Source organism: Sulfuricurvum kujiense DSM 16994 (assembly GCF_000183725.1).
GTDB classification, from domain to species: Bacteria; Campylobacterota; Campylobacteria; order Campylobacterales; family Sulfurimonadaceae; genus Sulfuricurvum; species Sulfuricurvum kujiense.
Genome location: NC_014762.1, coordinates 1,450,154 through 1,466,386, shown reverse-complemented (window position 1 = coordinate 1,466,386; position 16,233 = coordinate 1,450,154). Strand labels below are relative to the sequence as shown.

General features: G+C 42.1%; 12 protein-coding genes and 1 other RNA gene. 8 read left to right on the top strand and 5 right to left on the bottom strand.

The annotated features are described in order from the left end of the window. The first annotated feature begins 6 nt into the window (after positions 1–6). Together SULKU_RS14415 and rnpB are read left to right on the top strand one after the other, a co-directional pair. Entirely contained in the window at positions 7–1,935 is a 1,929-nt protein-coding gene (locus SULKU_RS14415) for a GGDEF domain-containing protein (protein ID WP_049766968.1), read from the top strand. Positions 1,936–2,034: 99 nt separating this feature from the next. Beyond that, positions 2,035–2,363, top strand: an RNA gene (gene rnpB / locus SULKU_RS14625) — RNase P RNA component class A. Here rnpB and SULKU_RS07300 read toward each other — a convergent pair. Continuing rightward, positions 2,357–3,088, bottom strand: a complete 732-nt coding sequence (locus tag SULKU_RS07300; RefSeq protein WP_013460309.1) for a Gabija anti-defense Gad2 family protein — start codon at positions 3,086–3,088, stop codon at positions 2,357–2,359. The two genes, rnpB and SULKU_RS07300, sit on opposite strands and share 7 nt — an antisense overlap. 257 nt (positions 3,089–3,345) lie before the next feature. Here SULKU_RS07300 and SULKU_RS07295 point away from each other — a divergent pair, with 257 nt between their 5' ends. After that, a complete protein-coding gene (locus SULKU_RS07295) occupies positions 3,346–3,702 on the top strand; it encodes an ArsR/SmtB family transcription factor (RefSeq protein ID WP_013460308.1) in 357 nt (118 codons plus the stop codon). A gap of 158 nt (positions 3,703–3,860) precedes the next feature. After that, positions 3,861–5,102, top strand: a complete 1,242-nt coding sequence (locus SULKU_RS07290; protein ID WP_013460307.1) for an EAL and HDOD domain-containing protein — start codon at positions 3,861–3,863, stop codon at positions 5,100–5,102. Positions 5,103–5,137: 35 nt separating this feature from the next. Here the strand turns inward: SULKU_RS07290 and nhaD are convergent, their stop codons facing one another. Then, on the bottom strand, positions 5,138–6,466 hold the full coding sequence (nhaD, locus tag SULKU_RS07285) for a sodium:proton antiporter NhaD (protein ID WP_013460306.1): 1,329 nt from the start codon (positions 6,464–6,466) through the stop codon (positions 5,138–5,140). Between the two features lie 227 nt (positions 6,467–6,693). On the opposite strand from nhaD, the gene SULKU_RS07280 reads away from it, so the two are divergent. Together SULKU_RS07280 and SULKU_RS07275 are read left to right on the top strand one after the other, a co-directional pair. Then, positions 6,694–6,945: a hypothetical protein gene (locus SULKU_RS07280; protein ID WP_013460305.1), complete on the top strand. Its 252-nt coding sequence runs from the start codon at positions 6,694–6,696 to the stop codon at positions 6,943–6,945. A 254-nt stretch (positions 6,946–7,199) separates the two neighbouring features. Further along, positions 7,200–7,649 carry a globin domain-containing protein gene (locus SULKU_RS07275; RefSeq protein WP_013460304.1) on the top strand — a complete coding sequence of 150 codons (450 nt, stop codon included), beginning with the start codon at positions 7,200–7,202 and terminating at the stop codon, positions 7,647–7,649. 8 nt (positions 7,650–7,657) lie between these two features. Here the strand turns inward: SULKU_RS07275 and SULKU_RS07270 are convergent, their stop codons facing one another. Further along, positions 7,658–9,163, bottom strand: a complete 1,506-nt coding sequence (locus SULKU_RS07270) for an FAD-dependent oxidoreductase (RefSeq protein ID WP_013460303.1) — start codon at positions 9,161–9,163, stop codon at positions 7,658–7,660. A gap of 127 nt (positions 9,164–9,290) precedes the next feature. Between SULKU_RS07270 and SULKU_RS07265 the strand changes: the two genes are divergently transcribed. Continuing rightward, positions 9,291–10,559 carry a citrate synthase gene (locus SULKU_RS07265; protein WP_013460302.1) on the top strand — a complete coding sequence of 423 codons (1,269 nt, stop codon included), beginning with the start codon at positions 9,291–9,293 and terminating at the stop codon, positions 10,557–10,559. Here SULKU_RS07265 and SULKU_RS07260 read toward each other — a convergent pair. Then, complete coding sequence (locus SULKU_RS07260; RefSeq protein WP_013460301.1) at positions 10,529–12,100, bottom strand: GGDEF/HDGYP domain-containing response regulator; 1,572 nt, start codon at positions 12,098–12,100, stop codon at positions 10,529–10,531. The two genes, SULKU_RS07265 and SULKU_RS07260, sit on opposite strands and share 31 nt — an antisense overlap. Positions 12,101–12,117: 17 nt before the next feature. After that, positions 12,118–15,594: a PAS domain S-box protein gene (locus SULKU_RS14410; protein ID WP_013460300.1), complete on the bottom strand. Its 3,477-nt coding sequence runs from the start codon at positions 15,592–15,594 to the stop codon at positions 12,118–12,120. A gap of 201 nt (positions 15,595–15,795) precedes the next feature. Here SULKU_RS14410 and SULKU_RS07250 point away from each other — a divergent pair, with 201 nt between their 5' ends. Continuing rightward, positions 15,796–16,227 carry a CoA-binding protein gene (locus tag SULKU_RS07250; RefSeq protein WP_013460299.1) on the top strand — a complete coding sequence of 144 codons (432 nt, stop codon included), beginning with the start codon at positions 15,796–15,798 and terminating at the stop codon, positions 16,225–16,227. The last annotated feature ends 6 nt before the right edge of the window (positions 16,228–16,233 follow it).

The following is a 16,233-nucleotide window of genomic DNA, read 5'->3' as shown; positions in this document are numbered from 1 at the left end:
ATTGGTATGGTCATAGCTGTACACGCTCAAGAGACCGAAAAAGTTCGAATCGCTTTAAAATGGTTTTACCAATACCAGTTTGCCGGTATTGTTATGGCCAAAGAAAAAGGGATATACGAAAAATATGGACTGGATGTTGATATTATTGAACGTGACCCGAAGAAAAATAATGTTCTACAGGTTGCAAACGGGGAAGCCGAATATGGGATTGCCGATTCGAGTATTCTTTTATACCGTGCACAAGGATATCCTCTCAGAGTTATCGCATCCATCTTTCAGCACAATCCGCTAGTCTTGCTAACACGTCGGGATTCGGGTCTTCTAAGCCCTTATGACCTTAAAGGGAAGATCGTCGCCTATCAGCAAGGATTAGACGATGCCGCAATCACTGCTATGCTCAGTTTTGCAGGGTTGGAGGCTGGGGATTATACCCATGTTCCTCATGATTTTGGGCATAAAAAACTAATCAGCGGTGAAGTCGATGCAATCGAATCATATATTACCAATGAGCCGTTTAAATATAAAAAAAGCGGACATGACATCAATATTTTGAATCCGATGAGTTACGGCATCGACCTTTATGGCGACAATCTTATTACTACCGATCAAGAGATTAAAAATCATCCCGATCGGGTCAAACGGTTTGTTTTGGCAACGATTGAGGGGTGGCAATACGCATTTAACCACACCGAAGAATCCGTCATGGCTATCAAAAGACTTAATCCTAAGAATGATGTGGATGCGCTATGGTATGAGGCCGGTATGACGGAACAGCTCATTATGCCAAAAGTTATCCCCATCGGAACAACCAGTCAGGAGCGTTTTGAGGTCATTTCCAATCTCTATCTCTCTTTGGGAATGGCAAAAGAGGGGACGTTAAACAAGGCTCTTAAAGACCTGATTTACAATCCTAATGAAAAGCCCAACGAATTAAAGCGCTATTTGTATCCTCTATTAGGCGGCGTTGCTTTTTTAAGCTTGATCGCGCTCTTTCTTTATCTCAACAACAAACGGCTTAATTTTCTTGTTCAAAAGCAAACAAAAGAACTTAAAGAGTTTTCCGAACATTTTCAAAAGATGATGGAAATTCAACAAAATATCATTGTGCTAACCGGTATCGATCATCCAGAATATGCAAATCCTGCTTTTTTCGAATTTACCGGCTATGACTCTATGGAAGAATTTTTCAAGCTGCATCAATCGGTACATGAACTTTTTATACCTATGGATTTTTATTTTCATACCGGAAAGATTAAACCCAATCAAACTTGGATTGAGGCTCTAAACGCACTTAGTGATAATAAGCGGATTGTCTCTATGATTGACCGTCACCATATTCCACATGCGTTTACGTTATCCATTGCCCCGTTTGATGATCAGCGCTATATTCTCAGTTTTAGCGACATCAGTTCAACCATGCAAGATTTTATCGACCTTGGTCAAAAAGCGACTCACGACCCTCTCACAGGAGCATATAACCGGACTTTTTTGGAAAGCAATTATGATCGAATTGTTCAGAAAATCGGCTACCATCAAAAAGAACTGTGTGTCATGATGTTCGATATCGATTATTTTAAAAAAGTTAATGATACCTATGGGCATAATCGGGGTGACAATGTTCTGAAATATTTTGTCAACGTACTTAATGAGTCTATCCGAAATGAAGATGTTCTCATCCGTTGGGGAGGAGAAGAATTTATTCTCCTGCTTGCCGTCGAATCAGATGAACAAGCACTCAAGGTTGCAGAACATCTCCGACACACGATAGAAACAGCATATTTTGAAGAAGTTGAACACATAACGTGCAGTATAGGTGTAACATTGCATAATTTTGAAGAGAAAATCATGCAAACGATCAAGCGTGCCGATGAAGCCCTTTATAAAGCTAAGTCAAGCGGAAGAAATCGGGTTGAAATAATTGCTGGCACTGTTTAGAAATATTATGACTATTATGGGGCATGTAGATGATTAGTCTCCAAAAAGCCGATAACATAGGCAATATGGGGAATTAATCTATTATCTCCTATAATTATGCAGGTACAACAGGTGATAGCTTGAGTCACAGCTCAAGAGGTAAAGTCCGGGCTGCCGTAGGACACGGTTCCATCTAACGGATGGCCACGGTAACGTGAGGGAAAGTGCAACAGAGAGGAAACCGCCTCGAAAGAGGTAAGGGTGAAACGGCGGGGTAAGAGCCCACCAGTTCCCTGAGCAATCAGGGGAGCTATGTAAACCCAACCGCGCAGCAAGAAACAGATGGTTAGCGTCCTACATTGCTATTGTTTCGCTAGAGGCCTAGAGCGATCTAGGCAGTAGATTAATTATCACTTCATCCAGAACCCGGCTTACGTTGTACCTACTTTTTCTGCTCCTCCACATAATGCTCAATCGCACTTTTTATATTGACCAGCTTATTCGGATTACCCTGAAGATTTTTAAAATAGACCGACATGTCGTTCTCTTCCTCCAAAGGCAGCGATGCGATTTTTGCGCAAATCTGCAAAAACACTTCATAAGGGACGTCATCTCCCCGTTTTAAAAAGTAGATTGCCCGCTGGAGCGATACAAACGGGTTAAGGCTGACTTTGGATAAACGGTTGACGCGGGTGTTGATATAGTTGACGAATTCGATTCTCATGTCGCATCGTACAATCGTAAAGAGCCTCTTGAGTGTGTCGTAACGGCACTCAAATGCGATCTTTGTCGAATCAAAATCAAATCCGTCCACCAGCTCTTCGAGTGTCGCATCTTTAAACCTCTCCCTATAGACAAGCTGGTAAATATCGTTTTTGTATTTGTAGGTATACGAGTTGTTTTCGTACTCGAAATAGTCCTTGTTCATCGCATTGTTGATCAGCTCCTGATCCTCTTTCGAGGGAAAGAACATGTCAAGGTCTCTGAATGTGTCGGCCTTGATACATGAACCGGCCAGATAAAAATGGATTTCCCGTTTCTCTATATGTTCGATAATCAGTCTTTGGAAGAAGATATTGAGTTTTATGGCGATGCTATCGAGCCTATAGTCGAGCAGGGAGGCCTGCTCATACGAAAGCAGCTGATCGTAGTCTTTCCAAAAATCGTAAATCATTTTATCTCCTCATCCGGCTAGAATTATCTTATCTATCTAATTTTCTCTAACATCAAACTTTTATTATATCGATTCAATGCAACACTGGTGCAACGTTACACTATTATAATTAGATTATAGTAATAGGAGATAGATTCAGAGGATAATTTTTAAAAGAGCTTAAAAATTCATTCTCACTCAATTTTGCCTATGCATCTAATACGAATCTAATATACAATGATATAAATTTATTATACGACAGGACAAAAAGGAGGGGTATGTCTTTTATCGATAAAAGAAAAATGACGTTTGATGAAAAAGTAAATATTTATAAGGCACTCGGAAATAAAACAAGGCTTGAGATTTTTGAACAAATACTGTCAAACGGGGATAAAAGTATCCATAAAAATGGCATGATGTGTATTACGGAGATTGCATCATTATTCAGTTATTCCATGCCGACGATTTCGGCACATATAGATATACTCAGAAAAGCCGGACTGATCAAGAGTTTCAGAGAAGGCAAAAAAATATACGTTGATGTAGACATTGAAAAATGCAAAAAATTGTATGAAATGTTTAGCGGATCCATTTTGTCGTATGAAGAAAAAAAGTTGAGCCAGAAATCAGTATAAAACTGATTTTAAATTTTCTACGCACTCTACAACTCTCAAAAATCTCACTTTTTATAGATAATGTAATATTTTTGTAATAATTAGTTAATTAGCTAAGTAATTAAGTATTAATAGTTCTTTCATTTGATATCATATAAAAAACCAAATATAGGGATTATATGCATAACATTTTTATCGGCAGACAGCCTATTATTGATCTGAATGGGCATATTTACGGGTATGAGTTATTATTTCGTCAGAGTTTAGACAACTATGCGGCCCCAATTTCTTGCAATACACAGGCAACCTGCCGTGTTTTGGTCAATGCCCTTAATAATTTCGGTTCACGTAAACTTCTCGGAAAGCATTTCGGCTTTATCAATATCGATCATACTTTTTTTAACACGCCTCTTTTTAACGCCATCCCTGCAGAAAAATTTGTTTTGGAAATTTTAGAAAATACCTTTGTCGATGATTCGTTTATATCAAATGTTAAAAACCTCAAAGATCAAGGATACTCATTTGCTTTGGATGATATGGACTTAAGTGAAGAGATGTTTGAACGATTCGAACCGTTGCTTGAATATTTGTCGTATGTCAAAATCGATTTGTTTTCAGCGAGCAAAGAGAAAATCGTAAAAAAAATCAATTTGTTCGAACCGTATAAGAAAATAAAACTTCTGGCTGAAAAAGTCGAAACCATTGAGGATTACGAATATTATAAAAAACTCGGATTTGCCTATTTTCAGGGCTATTTTTATGAAAAACCGACGGTATTCAGCCAAAAGAAATTTGATCCTTCCCATCGCGTCCTATTAGAAGTAATTGCGCTGATCGATGCCAACGCCGATATAAAAGAACTCGAAGGAAAACTGCTTAATTGTCCGAATCTGATCATAAATCTTTTGAAATATATCAATTCAGTTGAAATAGGGGTAAGAGAGCCGATCTCTTCTTTGCGGCATGCTATGTCGTTACTCGGCAGACAATCTTTAAAACAGTGGATTTTGTTATTTCTCTACGCAGATGCAACCGGACCGATGTTTTCGGAGCCGATACTTTTATCAGCTCTCTTTAGAGGAAAAATGATGAGCTGTATAGCATCCTGTACGACATCATCCATGCAAGATGAGGCATTTTTGACCGGTTTGATCTCTTTGTTTGACGTAATGTTCGGAATGCCTATGAAAGAGGTACTTTCAGGCATTAATCTAGACGATTCTATCTTATCCGCATTGATTGATAATGATGGGAGACTTTGGGAAATGCTGTCATTGGTAATTTCCATAGAGGAAGAGAAGTTTTCCAATCTTCAAGAGAGTATGACAAAATTGGGTCTTGACGAAGATAAACTAAACGCAATGGCGACGGAAAGCTATAATTGGTCAAATGATTTTTATGAAGAACATTTTGCCGAGTAAATGAGCCGCCCGTGATGAGGGCAGTTTAAATCGATCTAGTAGAATCCTAAAAAAACAAATTGGAAATACCATACCGCCAGAGAAACAATGTAGCCTATCAGGACAGTCCAAGCTAGTTTAATGTGGGAAGCGAAGGTGTAGATACCTGCCATTTTACCCATAACTCCGACACCGGCCGCACTGCCGAAACTAATCAATGAACCGCCGATACCTGCCGTCATCGTTACCAGCATCCACTGTGCATGATCGATTGCCGGACTCGCTTTGAGAACCGCCGACATAACGGGAACATTGTCAACAATAGCGGAGAGGAATCCGACACCGATATTGACGATGGTCGGATCGAACATTTCATACAATTTTGCCGCGTACGCTAGAAAACCGGTGAAGTGCAGGGCGCCGACAGCTGCAAGAATACCGAAGAAAAAGAGCAGCGTATTATTTTCGATTTTACTCATTGCCTGAAAAATACTGACGTCGACATTATGCTTTTGTTTGAGAAAATACATATAAAGCTGCAAGATCGCCAAACCGAACAGCATACCCCACATCGGAGGCAGATGTATAATCTGTTTGCCTGCGACAGCCAGGGCAATAGTCAATGCGCCGAAAGCAATAATGACTTTTCCCCCCTTAAGTATTTCAATTTTCTCTGCCGCTTCGGGGTCTCCGTCTTTATTGGGATCGAGATCGGGAACGTATCGGCTCAGGAGATATGCCGTAACGGCCCAACCGATAAAGGATGCGGGGAAGAGATAAAGGAAGTCGACAAATGCACCTTTTTCAGCAGCCCATACCATCAATGTCGTAATGTCCCCAAACGGACTCCATGCACCTCCGGCATTGGCTGCAACAACGACGTTGATTGCGCTGGGAACCAGAAATTCTTTGGTTTTGTTGTCGATAGTCAACAAAACGGTTGAGAGGATCAAGGCCGTCGTAAGGTTGTCGGCCACTGGAGAGATAAAAAATGCCAATGTTCCCGTAATCCAAAAAAGTTCACGGTAACTGTATCCTTTGGCAATCAGTTTTGCGCGCAAAGCGCTAAACACTCCCCGTTCAATCAAGGCTTCGATATAGGTCATTGCGACAAACAGGAAAAAGAAGATTTCGGCAATTTCCAAAATCATGTGATCCACTTCGTGTTCGAACGGAGTCAAATCCGCACCGACTGAGACATAATAGAGCCCGATGAGGATAAACATCAGTGTACCGATAAAGAGTGCGGGCTTCGCTTTATCGATATGGTATTTCTCTTCAGACGCGATAAAGTAGTAACCGACTATAAAAATAGCAAGTAACAGCCATCCGAACGGATGACCTACAAAATTGATAGCCGCTGAATCGGCAACGGGTACAGTCATAGGTAAATTCCTTATGTATGAGGTAAATGCGGAATACAGTACAAAAGTATTTTATTGTATAGATTTAGGGAGGTAGTGTATCGCAGCTTATATTTGTGATAGTTGAGAATGCCGAACATTCCGGATGAAGTTGCCCTATTTTTTAATCATGATAACAAACAGATGCGTTCGTACTGTTGATAGAGCATCAGCTATAATGACGATTATAAAATAAAGAGGAATTACAAATGAATGAACAAATGTTACTAGAATTGCAGCATCATATCGCTCAGGTAGTCGGTGACCATACGGCTAAAATGGCGATGGCATTGAATAATTATGTACTCGATACTGCGGCTTCAACGGCAATCTATGCAATTGAAAAATCAACAGGGAATAAACTTTCCGATGATGAAAAAGATAAAATTCTTTCATCAATCATGACGGCTATGGACGGAAAACTTGAGGGTTATATCAAAATGGCATACGAAGCGGAGTGATTTACTAGGGGTTTAGTTACTTTTCCATAACAATTTTTAGGAATGAATTTTGCTTAAGGTTAGCATATTGTTGATTCAAGGGATTGTTATGACTATTGCTTTGTATAGTGGCTATTCAGAAATACTTGAAATTATCGAATCTTTTTTCGGCGCATGGGCTGAGGAACTCTTTTAATTTTCTTTTTCGGCATACCACTTATCGTATTGATGCCCAACTTTTAATGATTACATGAGAGACAAGGGAAAAGGCTAGAATGAACTTTACGATCAAAGAGAGCATATTAGGCGTCGATTCGCCGATCATTAAACCTAATCCCGGTTTCTTCACGCAAGTAGGTGAAGAGCGTTTTCGCAAACTTGTGGATGAACATTATGAAAATATCCGTCATAGTGATATTGCTTTTATGTTTCCGGTTGATTATCCCGATGAATTTGTCAAAGTAAAAAAGCACGCAGCCGATTTTTTTATACAGATATGCGGGGGACCGGACTATTTTTCCCAAACACGCGGTGATCCGCGTATGTTGGCGCGCCATCAGCGTTTTCGGATTGATGAGCGGGGGCGGCAGATTTGGCTTGAGTCTTTTGCATCCCTTTTGCCCAAACTTGAAGAGGAAGGGATTGACCCTGAGTATATCCAATCATTTTGGAATTATTTGGAGCGCTTTTCAAGTCTTCTTGTCAATATTCCGACCCCTAAATAAGAGTCGAATTATTTTCTTTTCCATAAACTGTGCGGTCGGTGCCAAAACGATTCGTTCGGTTTTCCGACATGGATCTCCTCATAATACTCTTTTTCATGTTTTTGCATCGCTTCGCGGATAGCATTGACTGTCAGTTTTTGCGCTTCAATCGGTTCGGACAGCACACAGTACTCTCCGTCGGTAAGCTCATTGTTAAACCGCTCTTCATCAAAAGATTTTCCTAAATATTGAACGATGTAACGCAGATCACGCTCGGCATTTCCCAGACAGCTTGTCGCACCGGGGGAGGGAGTCATGTTGAAAATAATCCCTTCCCCCGTATTGATAGAAGCTTCGCCTAACATCAGTTTCTGCTGTTTTTTATCAATGACCTGCGGACGTACTCCGCCGAATCCATGTGCGTATTCAAACTCGTCGAGTTGAAGGGAGGGGACGATTTTACGCGCATCACGCAAAAAAAGCCGTTTATTCATCCATGGGATTTCAAACAGAAAATTACGGAAGATATAGTTGCGGATATCGGCTTCCCGAAGAAGTTTCCACAATGCGCTTATGACGTTGTGATCAAGCCGGAGCGTTTTCCAAAAGTCTAAATAGGTTCCGCCGCTAAAGCGTTCGAGTTTCGGGAGGACGAGGGCCGTCGGACCGAAACGGGTGTTTCCCTCAGCGAGAATATCGGGATCACCATGGAGTGCCGCAAACGGAAGCTTCGGATTTTGGATCATATAGACTTTGCCGTTCAAAAGATGTTTGGATGTGATATAAAAGCTTCCGGCTACGGGGAGGCAGGCATAGTCGAGTCCGTGGCCGATACCGTGCGCCAGGTAAAGACTGTGTGCCCCGGCATCGGTTACGATGAAGTCGGCAGTATACATTCCGTCGGGTGTTCGGACGGTATAACCGCGCAGAGGATTTTTTTCGATGGCGGTAACGGGTGAGTTTACAAACAGATCGACTGTCGTATTCGGTTCACGTTTGGCATTGTCGATAAACGACTGGGCCATTTTCCCGTAATCTACCGTCGTCCACTGGCCGCGTGCCCCGATTCCGACGATCGCTTCGGGGCGTTCCTCCCCATTTTCATCGTACACGACGCGCGGTTCTAAGATTTTGAGCCTTTCTTTGTCCCATACTTCCAAATAGGGAAAAAGCTCCGAAAACTCTTCATAGCGGTGCAGCAGGAATTCAACCTCCTTATCGCCTATTCCGAGTGCCATTTTTTGGTGAGAAAAAAGTATGCTGTTTTGATAGCCGTACTGGAGACAATATTTTTCCACCATTTTAGCCGTTCTTTTGGTGACAGCCGCTTTTGCCAGCGTATAGTTGGTTTCAATATCGCCGACATGGATCGTTTGGGAATTTGCGGTCCCTTTGGAATTCAATGTAGCGACGGAGCCGTACTTTTCAAGAATGGCAATTTTGCCGATGTCGGTATATCGGGCCAGCTCATACGCCAGTGCACATCCCGATATTCCCGCTCCGACGATGAGCACTTCATAATGGCGATCGTTCATACGACCCTTTCAATTGAATCAGAGATAAGGTTATTTTATACTATATACATCAAAAAAACTCTTGAAACGGAAAAATTTCTACAAATAATGCTATATTGTCTTTTAATGAAATCAAGAAGGAGCAGGTATGCAAACTGTTACCCTTACCGATAATCGTACAGGCAAGAGTTATGAATTTTCGATCCTAAGTCCCAGTATAGGACCGGACGTTATAGATGTCCGTTCTCTTTATAAAGAGACGGGGATGTTCACCTATGATCCGGGGTTTACTTCCACGGCAAGCTGCAGTTCCACCATCACCTATATTGACGGCGAAAAAGGGCAGCTCCTTTATCGCGGATACGATATCAGTGATCTGGCAACCAAAAAGAGCTATTTGGATGTAGCCTACCTATTGCTCGTCGGTAAACTTCCAAACGAGCAGGAGAGGGCTTCGTTCGATATGGAACTGCGTAAACGCTCCTTTATTCATGAGGGGCTCAAACGGCTCTTCGATGCTTTTCCGGATAAAGCTCATCCGATGGCGATGATGTCTTCGGCGGTATCGGCTCTCTCAACCTTTTATTTTGAACACCTCAATGTCAGCAACGAGGAAGAAGCGCAGGTCATGGCACGGCGTATCATCGCAAAAATTCCGACTCTGGCTGCGTTTACCCATCGCAGGATGTTCGGGATTCCCTATATATACCCCGACATTGAACGCCCGTTTACCGAAAATTTCCTCTATATGCTGCGTGCTTATCCGGGGGAGAATCTTGAAATCCGGGATGTCGAGGTTAAAGCGCTCGATACCATTTTCACACTCCATGCCGATCATGAACAAAACGCTTCGACGTCGACCGTTCGTGCTGTCGCTTCTACGGGAGCACATCCTTACGCCTCGCTTTCCGCGGGGATAAACGCATTATGGGGCAGGGCGCACGGAGGAGCAAACGAATCGGTCATCGCTCAACTGGAATACATCGGAAGTGTCGAGAATGTAGATAGTTTTATCGCACGGGCAAAAGATCCGAACGATGAATTTAAACTGATGGGATTCGGTCATCGGGTCTATAAAAATTTCGATCCGAGAGCCAAAATACTGAAAAACCTTCTCGATCAGCTGAAAGACGAACTGGGTGTCGATAACCATTTGCTCAAAATTGCGGAGAAGATCGAGCAGATCGCTCTAAGCGATGAATATTTTATTAAGCGCAAGCTTTATCCCAATATCGATTTTTATTCGGGGCTTATTTTGACCGCATTGAAAATACCGAAATCGATGTTTACGATTATCTTTGTCATCGGACGTTCAGTCGGGTGGGTTGCCCAGTGGATCGAGCTTAAAAATGATCAGGAGATGAAGATTGCCCGTCCGAGACAGCGCTACATCGGAGAATCTAACCGGTCACTATAATTTTTTTTCCAATCATTCGCATTCGGAGAATAGCTTTGTAAATCTTTATAGGAAATGATTTCCGTTTTGGGCAAATCAATATGATTATATTCGCAATAAAGATCGTTTTCACTGAGTAGAGGCAGGGCATTGATCTTATCAATATCAATCTCTTGATGAACCGTATTCAACAGGGCAAAATCATCGCCGAAGATACGGAAAATTTGAAAATTTGAAAATTCGGATTCTAAATAGGTACTAAAGTTTGTTAATAATACATCACCTTCGCTCCAGCCGTGTTTTTGGTTGTAGGAGGTGAAATTTTTAATATTGATCAAATGCAAACAGATTTTTTCATCTCTATCTTTGCTTTTTCTAAGGACGAAGTCAAGATAGTCGTGATTGTAGAGATGTGTCAACGGATCTTTATAAAAATAGGCAAACCGTTCATAGTCTATCTCAGAAGTGGGTTCCTGGCTTATATCTTCAACGATATCGAAGGCTTGCAAAACATTCAATGCACTTTCAATGACCGTTGGGTCATACCAGACACCGCTCAGTTCTTTTAATTCGGAAATTGCTTCGGCGGATGTTTTTCTCGATTTATATATCCGCCCCGTCGTCATGGCGTCAAAAGCGTCGGCTACCGCCATAATGCGTGCAGCCATCGGAATTTCATCCCCTTTGAGAAACCGAGGATAACCGCTCCCGTCATAATGTTCATGATGTGCATGGATGATATCGACAAACTTACTGTACATAGGTACTTCGGAGAGTATGTCATATCCTGCCGACACATGGTTTTTGATCAAAGAATATTCATTTTTGGATAATTTCCCCGGCTTGAGCAAAATAGCGTCAGGGGTTGTGATTTTTCCGATATCGTGTAGTATACCGGCCTGATAAATCAAATCACACTCTTCCTGAGTATATCCCATAGCTTCCGCAATTTTTTGGGAATAGAGGGCAACCCGTTCGCTGTGCCCCCCTGTATAAGTATCCCGTCCCTCTATCATTTTGACGAGGGAACGAATGACATGATCATAGTTGGATGCCTGTTCATTCTGTAAAAGGAGCACCTTTTGAGTCCGTTCATTGACCAAAGATTCAAGCTTGGTTCTGTAAATCTCGTTTTCGCGAAATGCATTCAGTTTGTCTACCGATTGATCAAGTACTGTCAGTACTTGGTTAAAATCAATCGGTTTTATCAGATAGCCGGTTACCCCCAATTGGATGCATTTCGACAAAATTTCGGAATCGGTATCGGCAGAGAGGACAATAATTTCTTGCTTATCACTATGTCGGCGGATATTTTGAATTAGTTCCAAACCGTTCATGACGGGCATCAGCATATCGGTTAGAACGATGTCATAAGAGTTACTTACGTATTTTTCAAGTGCTTCTGCACCGTTTGAAGCGGTTTCTACATTCTCAAAAATTTTATTAAGAAAGTGAGAAGCTTTTTCTCGAAGACCAGCTTCATCTTCGACATAGAGAATGTTAAGACCTTTCGTTTTATTTTTTAGTGATTCGACTTTTTTCTTTAGAAGTTCGATATCCATGCATTTACCCTTAACTTTTAAATTTCTTGATGGTCGGTCTCATGATTTTTCAATAACCGTATTGTAAAACATGCCCCGCCGTCTTTATTGTTTGAAGCATCAATAAAACCGTGAAGATGTTCTTCGATAATCATTTTAGACATATACAGCCCCAGCCCGGTTCCTGTTTTTTCATCTTTTGTCGAGAAATAAGGATCAAATATTTTGGGCATAATCGTCGTATCAATGCCTCCCCCGTTATCGCATATTTCAGCACAGACATACTTCTCTTCATCATAAACTTTGATTTCTATCAGAGCGTTCTGGATATGATTGGACACTAATGAGTCTTTGGCATTATTGATAATATTCACAAACACCTGCATCAGCTCGCGAGGAAAAGCATTGACAAGCGTATTTGACAGATATGATGTTTTAAGAGCTATCGAATGGCTTGCAAGGCTCTCTTTGACTATGGCAAGCGTCTCTTCAAAAATACTTTCAAGGTTGACGGCTGAAACCGATTTGTCCGGTTTGAAAAAGTTTCTAAAATCATCGATGGTTTTGGATAAGTGATTGGTTTGATCTAAAATATCCTGGGTATATTCTGCTGCCGAGGTATTATCAAACGTTTCAAAGGCTATATCAAGCAGCATATTATTCGCATCCATCGCAATGCTTGCAATAGGCTGTCTCCATTGATGCGCGATCATTCCGATCATTTCACCCATCGCGGCATGACGGGACTGTGCCATCATCATTTCATCTTTCTTTTTCAGCTCGGTAATGTCCATAGCCGTAGTGACGATGGTACGTTTGCCGTCGATAATCCCTAGCGGAGCCGAGCTGAACTGCCAGATAAGGGTATTTCCGTCTTTTGTATTTACCGAAGCTTCTCCCATATCTATTTTATGTTCCAGAGAATATATCGAATCCATATACTGATTCATTAACGGTTTGTTTTTGGAACAAGCCAGCTCCGCCCATTTATCTACGGTATTGATCTCATCATACGTATACCCGCTGAGAGACTGCCAAACACGATTGACCATGACCACTTCTCCATTTTCGTTGTGGAGCATAATGGGATTGGGAGCCTCTTGAAGAATCGTTTGCAACTCTTTGGATTTTATTTCGAGTGCGGCGAGGAGTTCGTTCAGTTTTTTTCGTGCTTCGGTTTGTGCTGTGAAGTCTCGTGCCGAGCCTTGAAAGCCGATCGGTGTATGGTTTTCGTCAAAGATCAATTTGCCGTTGACTTCCAGCGGTACTGTAGTGCCGTCTTTTTTATACATGGCGATCTCTAGCGATGCCCCCTCTTCAGAGTTCGTACGTACTATTTCGGATATGATTTCGTGGGCTTTTTTAAACTCTTCAGGCGAAAAATGGTGATTCAGCTTGGTACCGATAAACTCTTCTATCTCGTATCCTAACAATGCTTTGACGGTCGGATTGACATAGGTAAAGGTGAGTTCCATATCCATTTTCCAGATCATATCGAGGGCATTTTCGGTTAACAGCTGATAGTTTTCCTGACTTTTTCGCAAGGCGTTTTTCGAGGTAATCTCTTCGGTTACATCCTCGTGGGTGATAACGATATTTTTGACGGCGCCTGAACTCTCTTTGAGCGGGTATATGCGGGTTTTTAACCACCGTTTTCGTCCCAATCCTGATGCTTCGGTCGGTCCTGTCGGATCGTACTTGTAAGGAGGAATCTGCACGATTTCGCCGTTGTAAGCACGTTGAATATAGGGGAGCAATCCTGTTTTTTCAACTTCAGTACTTTTGAACAGATTGAACGTGTGAAGCGTTTGTTCGGCAGGAAAGCCCCAAAGCTCTTCGTAGGCACGATTGACTTCGATTTGTGTCCCTTCAAGGTCATACAGCTCGATGACGGAAGGGGATTGGCGCATCATCAGAGTAAAACGCTCTTCGCTCTCTTTGAGCGCATCTTCGGTATTTTTCTGTTCCGTTAAATCCGCAGAGTTGCCGACGAGACCGAGTAGCTCTCCCTCTGCATTGATCAGAGGGGATTTGACGGTGAAAAGGTAGACCTTACGGCCATCGGGATAGGTAACCCACTCAAAATTGGCTTTTGCCCTTTTTTCCGCGAGCATGATCGTGTCATGTTCACGGAAAAAATCGGCGACCTCTTTGTCAAACAGCTCGTAGTCGGTTTTACCGACGATTTCATCGTTAGATTTTCCGACGAATTTTTCGAATGCCTGATTGCAGACGGTATATGTAAAGTCAGTATCTTTGACGAAAATGATGTTGTCGACGCTGTCGATGATATTTTCGTAGAGCTCTTTGGTATGATAAAGAGAGCACTCTCTGGTTTTGAGGTGCTCTTCCGTTTCCAGATTATACAGTGCATACGCTATATCGCTTGCGACTTCCTGCAAGAGCGAAAGTTCCTCGTCATCTTTGAGATAGGCCGCATTCACAGAGAGGGTCAGATTACCGTAGAGTTTATCGTTGTGTTTGATCTGGATACTAAACGCCCCTTTGTTCTCGTACATATCGGCAAAAGGGCATTGGGGACAACTCTCTTTGGTACTCTCGATGATGAGATATCCTTTGCTCCGGTCGGTTTCACTGTGGACGCAGGGGGGAATCCATCCACCATCCATTTTATTTTTGATTGCGGTGAAATTTTCGGATGTATCGGTACTGGCAATATAGTTGGCTTTTTGTCCTTGATCGTAGAGGATAATCCACGCATTGCTGTAGACACGGTTGGCGATAAGAATGTCGCATATCTCTTGAATGAGTTTAGGGACATCCTTCTCTCGGACAATGAGCTGATTGACATTGCGGATAACGGACAATACATCGGTCAGATGGCTGCTTTTTGAGATATAGCGAGAGAGTCTGTTTAGGGTGAAATAGGCGATTATAAACAAAAGGAGCAATACTGCCGCGCCGTTGACAAGGCTGATGAGATAGTATTGCGAATGCATGGCATTGGAATGGTTTTTAAAACGATGGGCTTCATTGTTGGCATATTGATAGAGGGCTGACGTCGAATGTTCCAACTCTAAGACTTGTTTAGCCCCTTTGCCTTTGGTAATGGCAATCGCTTCGGCGCGGTGACCCCCTCTGACCAATTCGACCACTTCGTCCCGGATCGGTTTCCATGCACGAGACAGCTCACGAGTTTGCCTTTCGAGCTGTTTTCCTTTTTCATCTCTCACCTTTTCTCGAACAACCGATAAGTAGTCATAGACATGGCGTTCGTGAGTGTTGACTTCGTTGATTTTTCTCTCCAACTCCTCATCGGATACGGAGAGAACGATATCCTTCATATCGCGGTGCATTTTGTATACTTCCGATTGCACGATCAGGGCTGCGTTGGAGATTTGAAAAGGAAACTCAAAAATCTCTTTTGTATCCTTCTTCATGACACCGATCTGATGCAGGGTATTGATTTTGGAACCAATGATAAGAACGGCGATAAGAATAAAAATAATCAATACAAAATGTATCTCTTTGCGCCCATTTTGAAAAATATTCATCAAATATTCCCGTTGATTTCTTACAGAGTATCCGTTTGCTGTAGAGCAACGATTTTATTGCAGACGCTCTTGCCTTTACCTTAAAATGTTAATTTATACTAAATGAAATGAATCAAGTCGGATAAATCACTATCTGAAATATGAAGTTGTGTCGGTAAATTTGGTATAATAAGTGATATTTACCTTTTTTAGGAGCCTTTTATGGAATGCGAATTCCCCACGGTCAATGCAACGAATACCGAAATTAAAACTATTTTGGAAGGAGTCAAAACAATTGCGGTATTAGGGCTCTCTCCCGATTCGAGCAAAGACAGCTACCGCGTAGCGGAATATCTTAAAAATGCCGGATATACGATTATTCCCGTTTATCCGAAGGAAGAGACGATACTGGGAGAAAAAGTGTTCCGTTCTCTTGCGGAAATCCCATTTGCCGTTGATATGGTTAATATATTCCGTAAACCCGATGCGCTCGATGCAATCGCCGATGCGTGTATAGCCCGCGGTGATGTGAAAGTATTTTGGGCCCAAAAAGGGATCGTTAACAACGAAGCAGCCGAACGTGCCCGCAATGCGGGGATGCGTGTGGTACAAAATCATTGCAGTATGGTCGAGCATCGTCTCCTCCATTCTTAAAGGGAA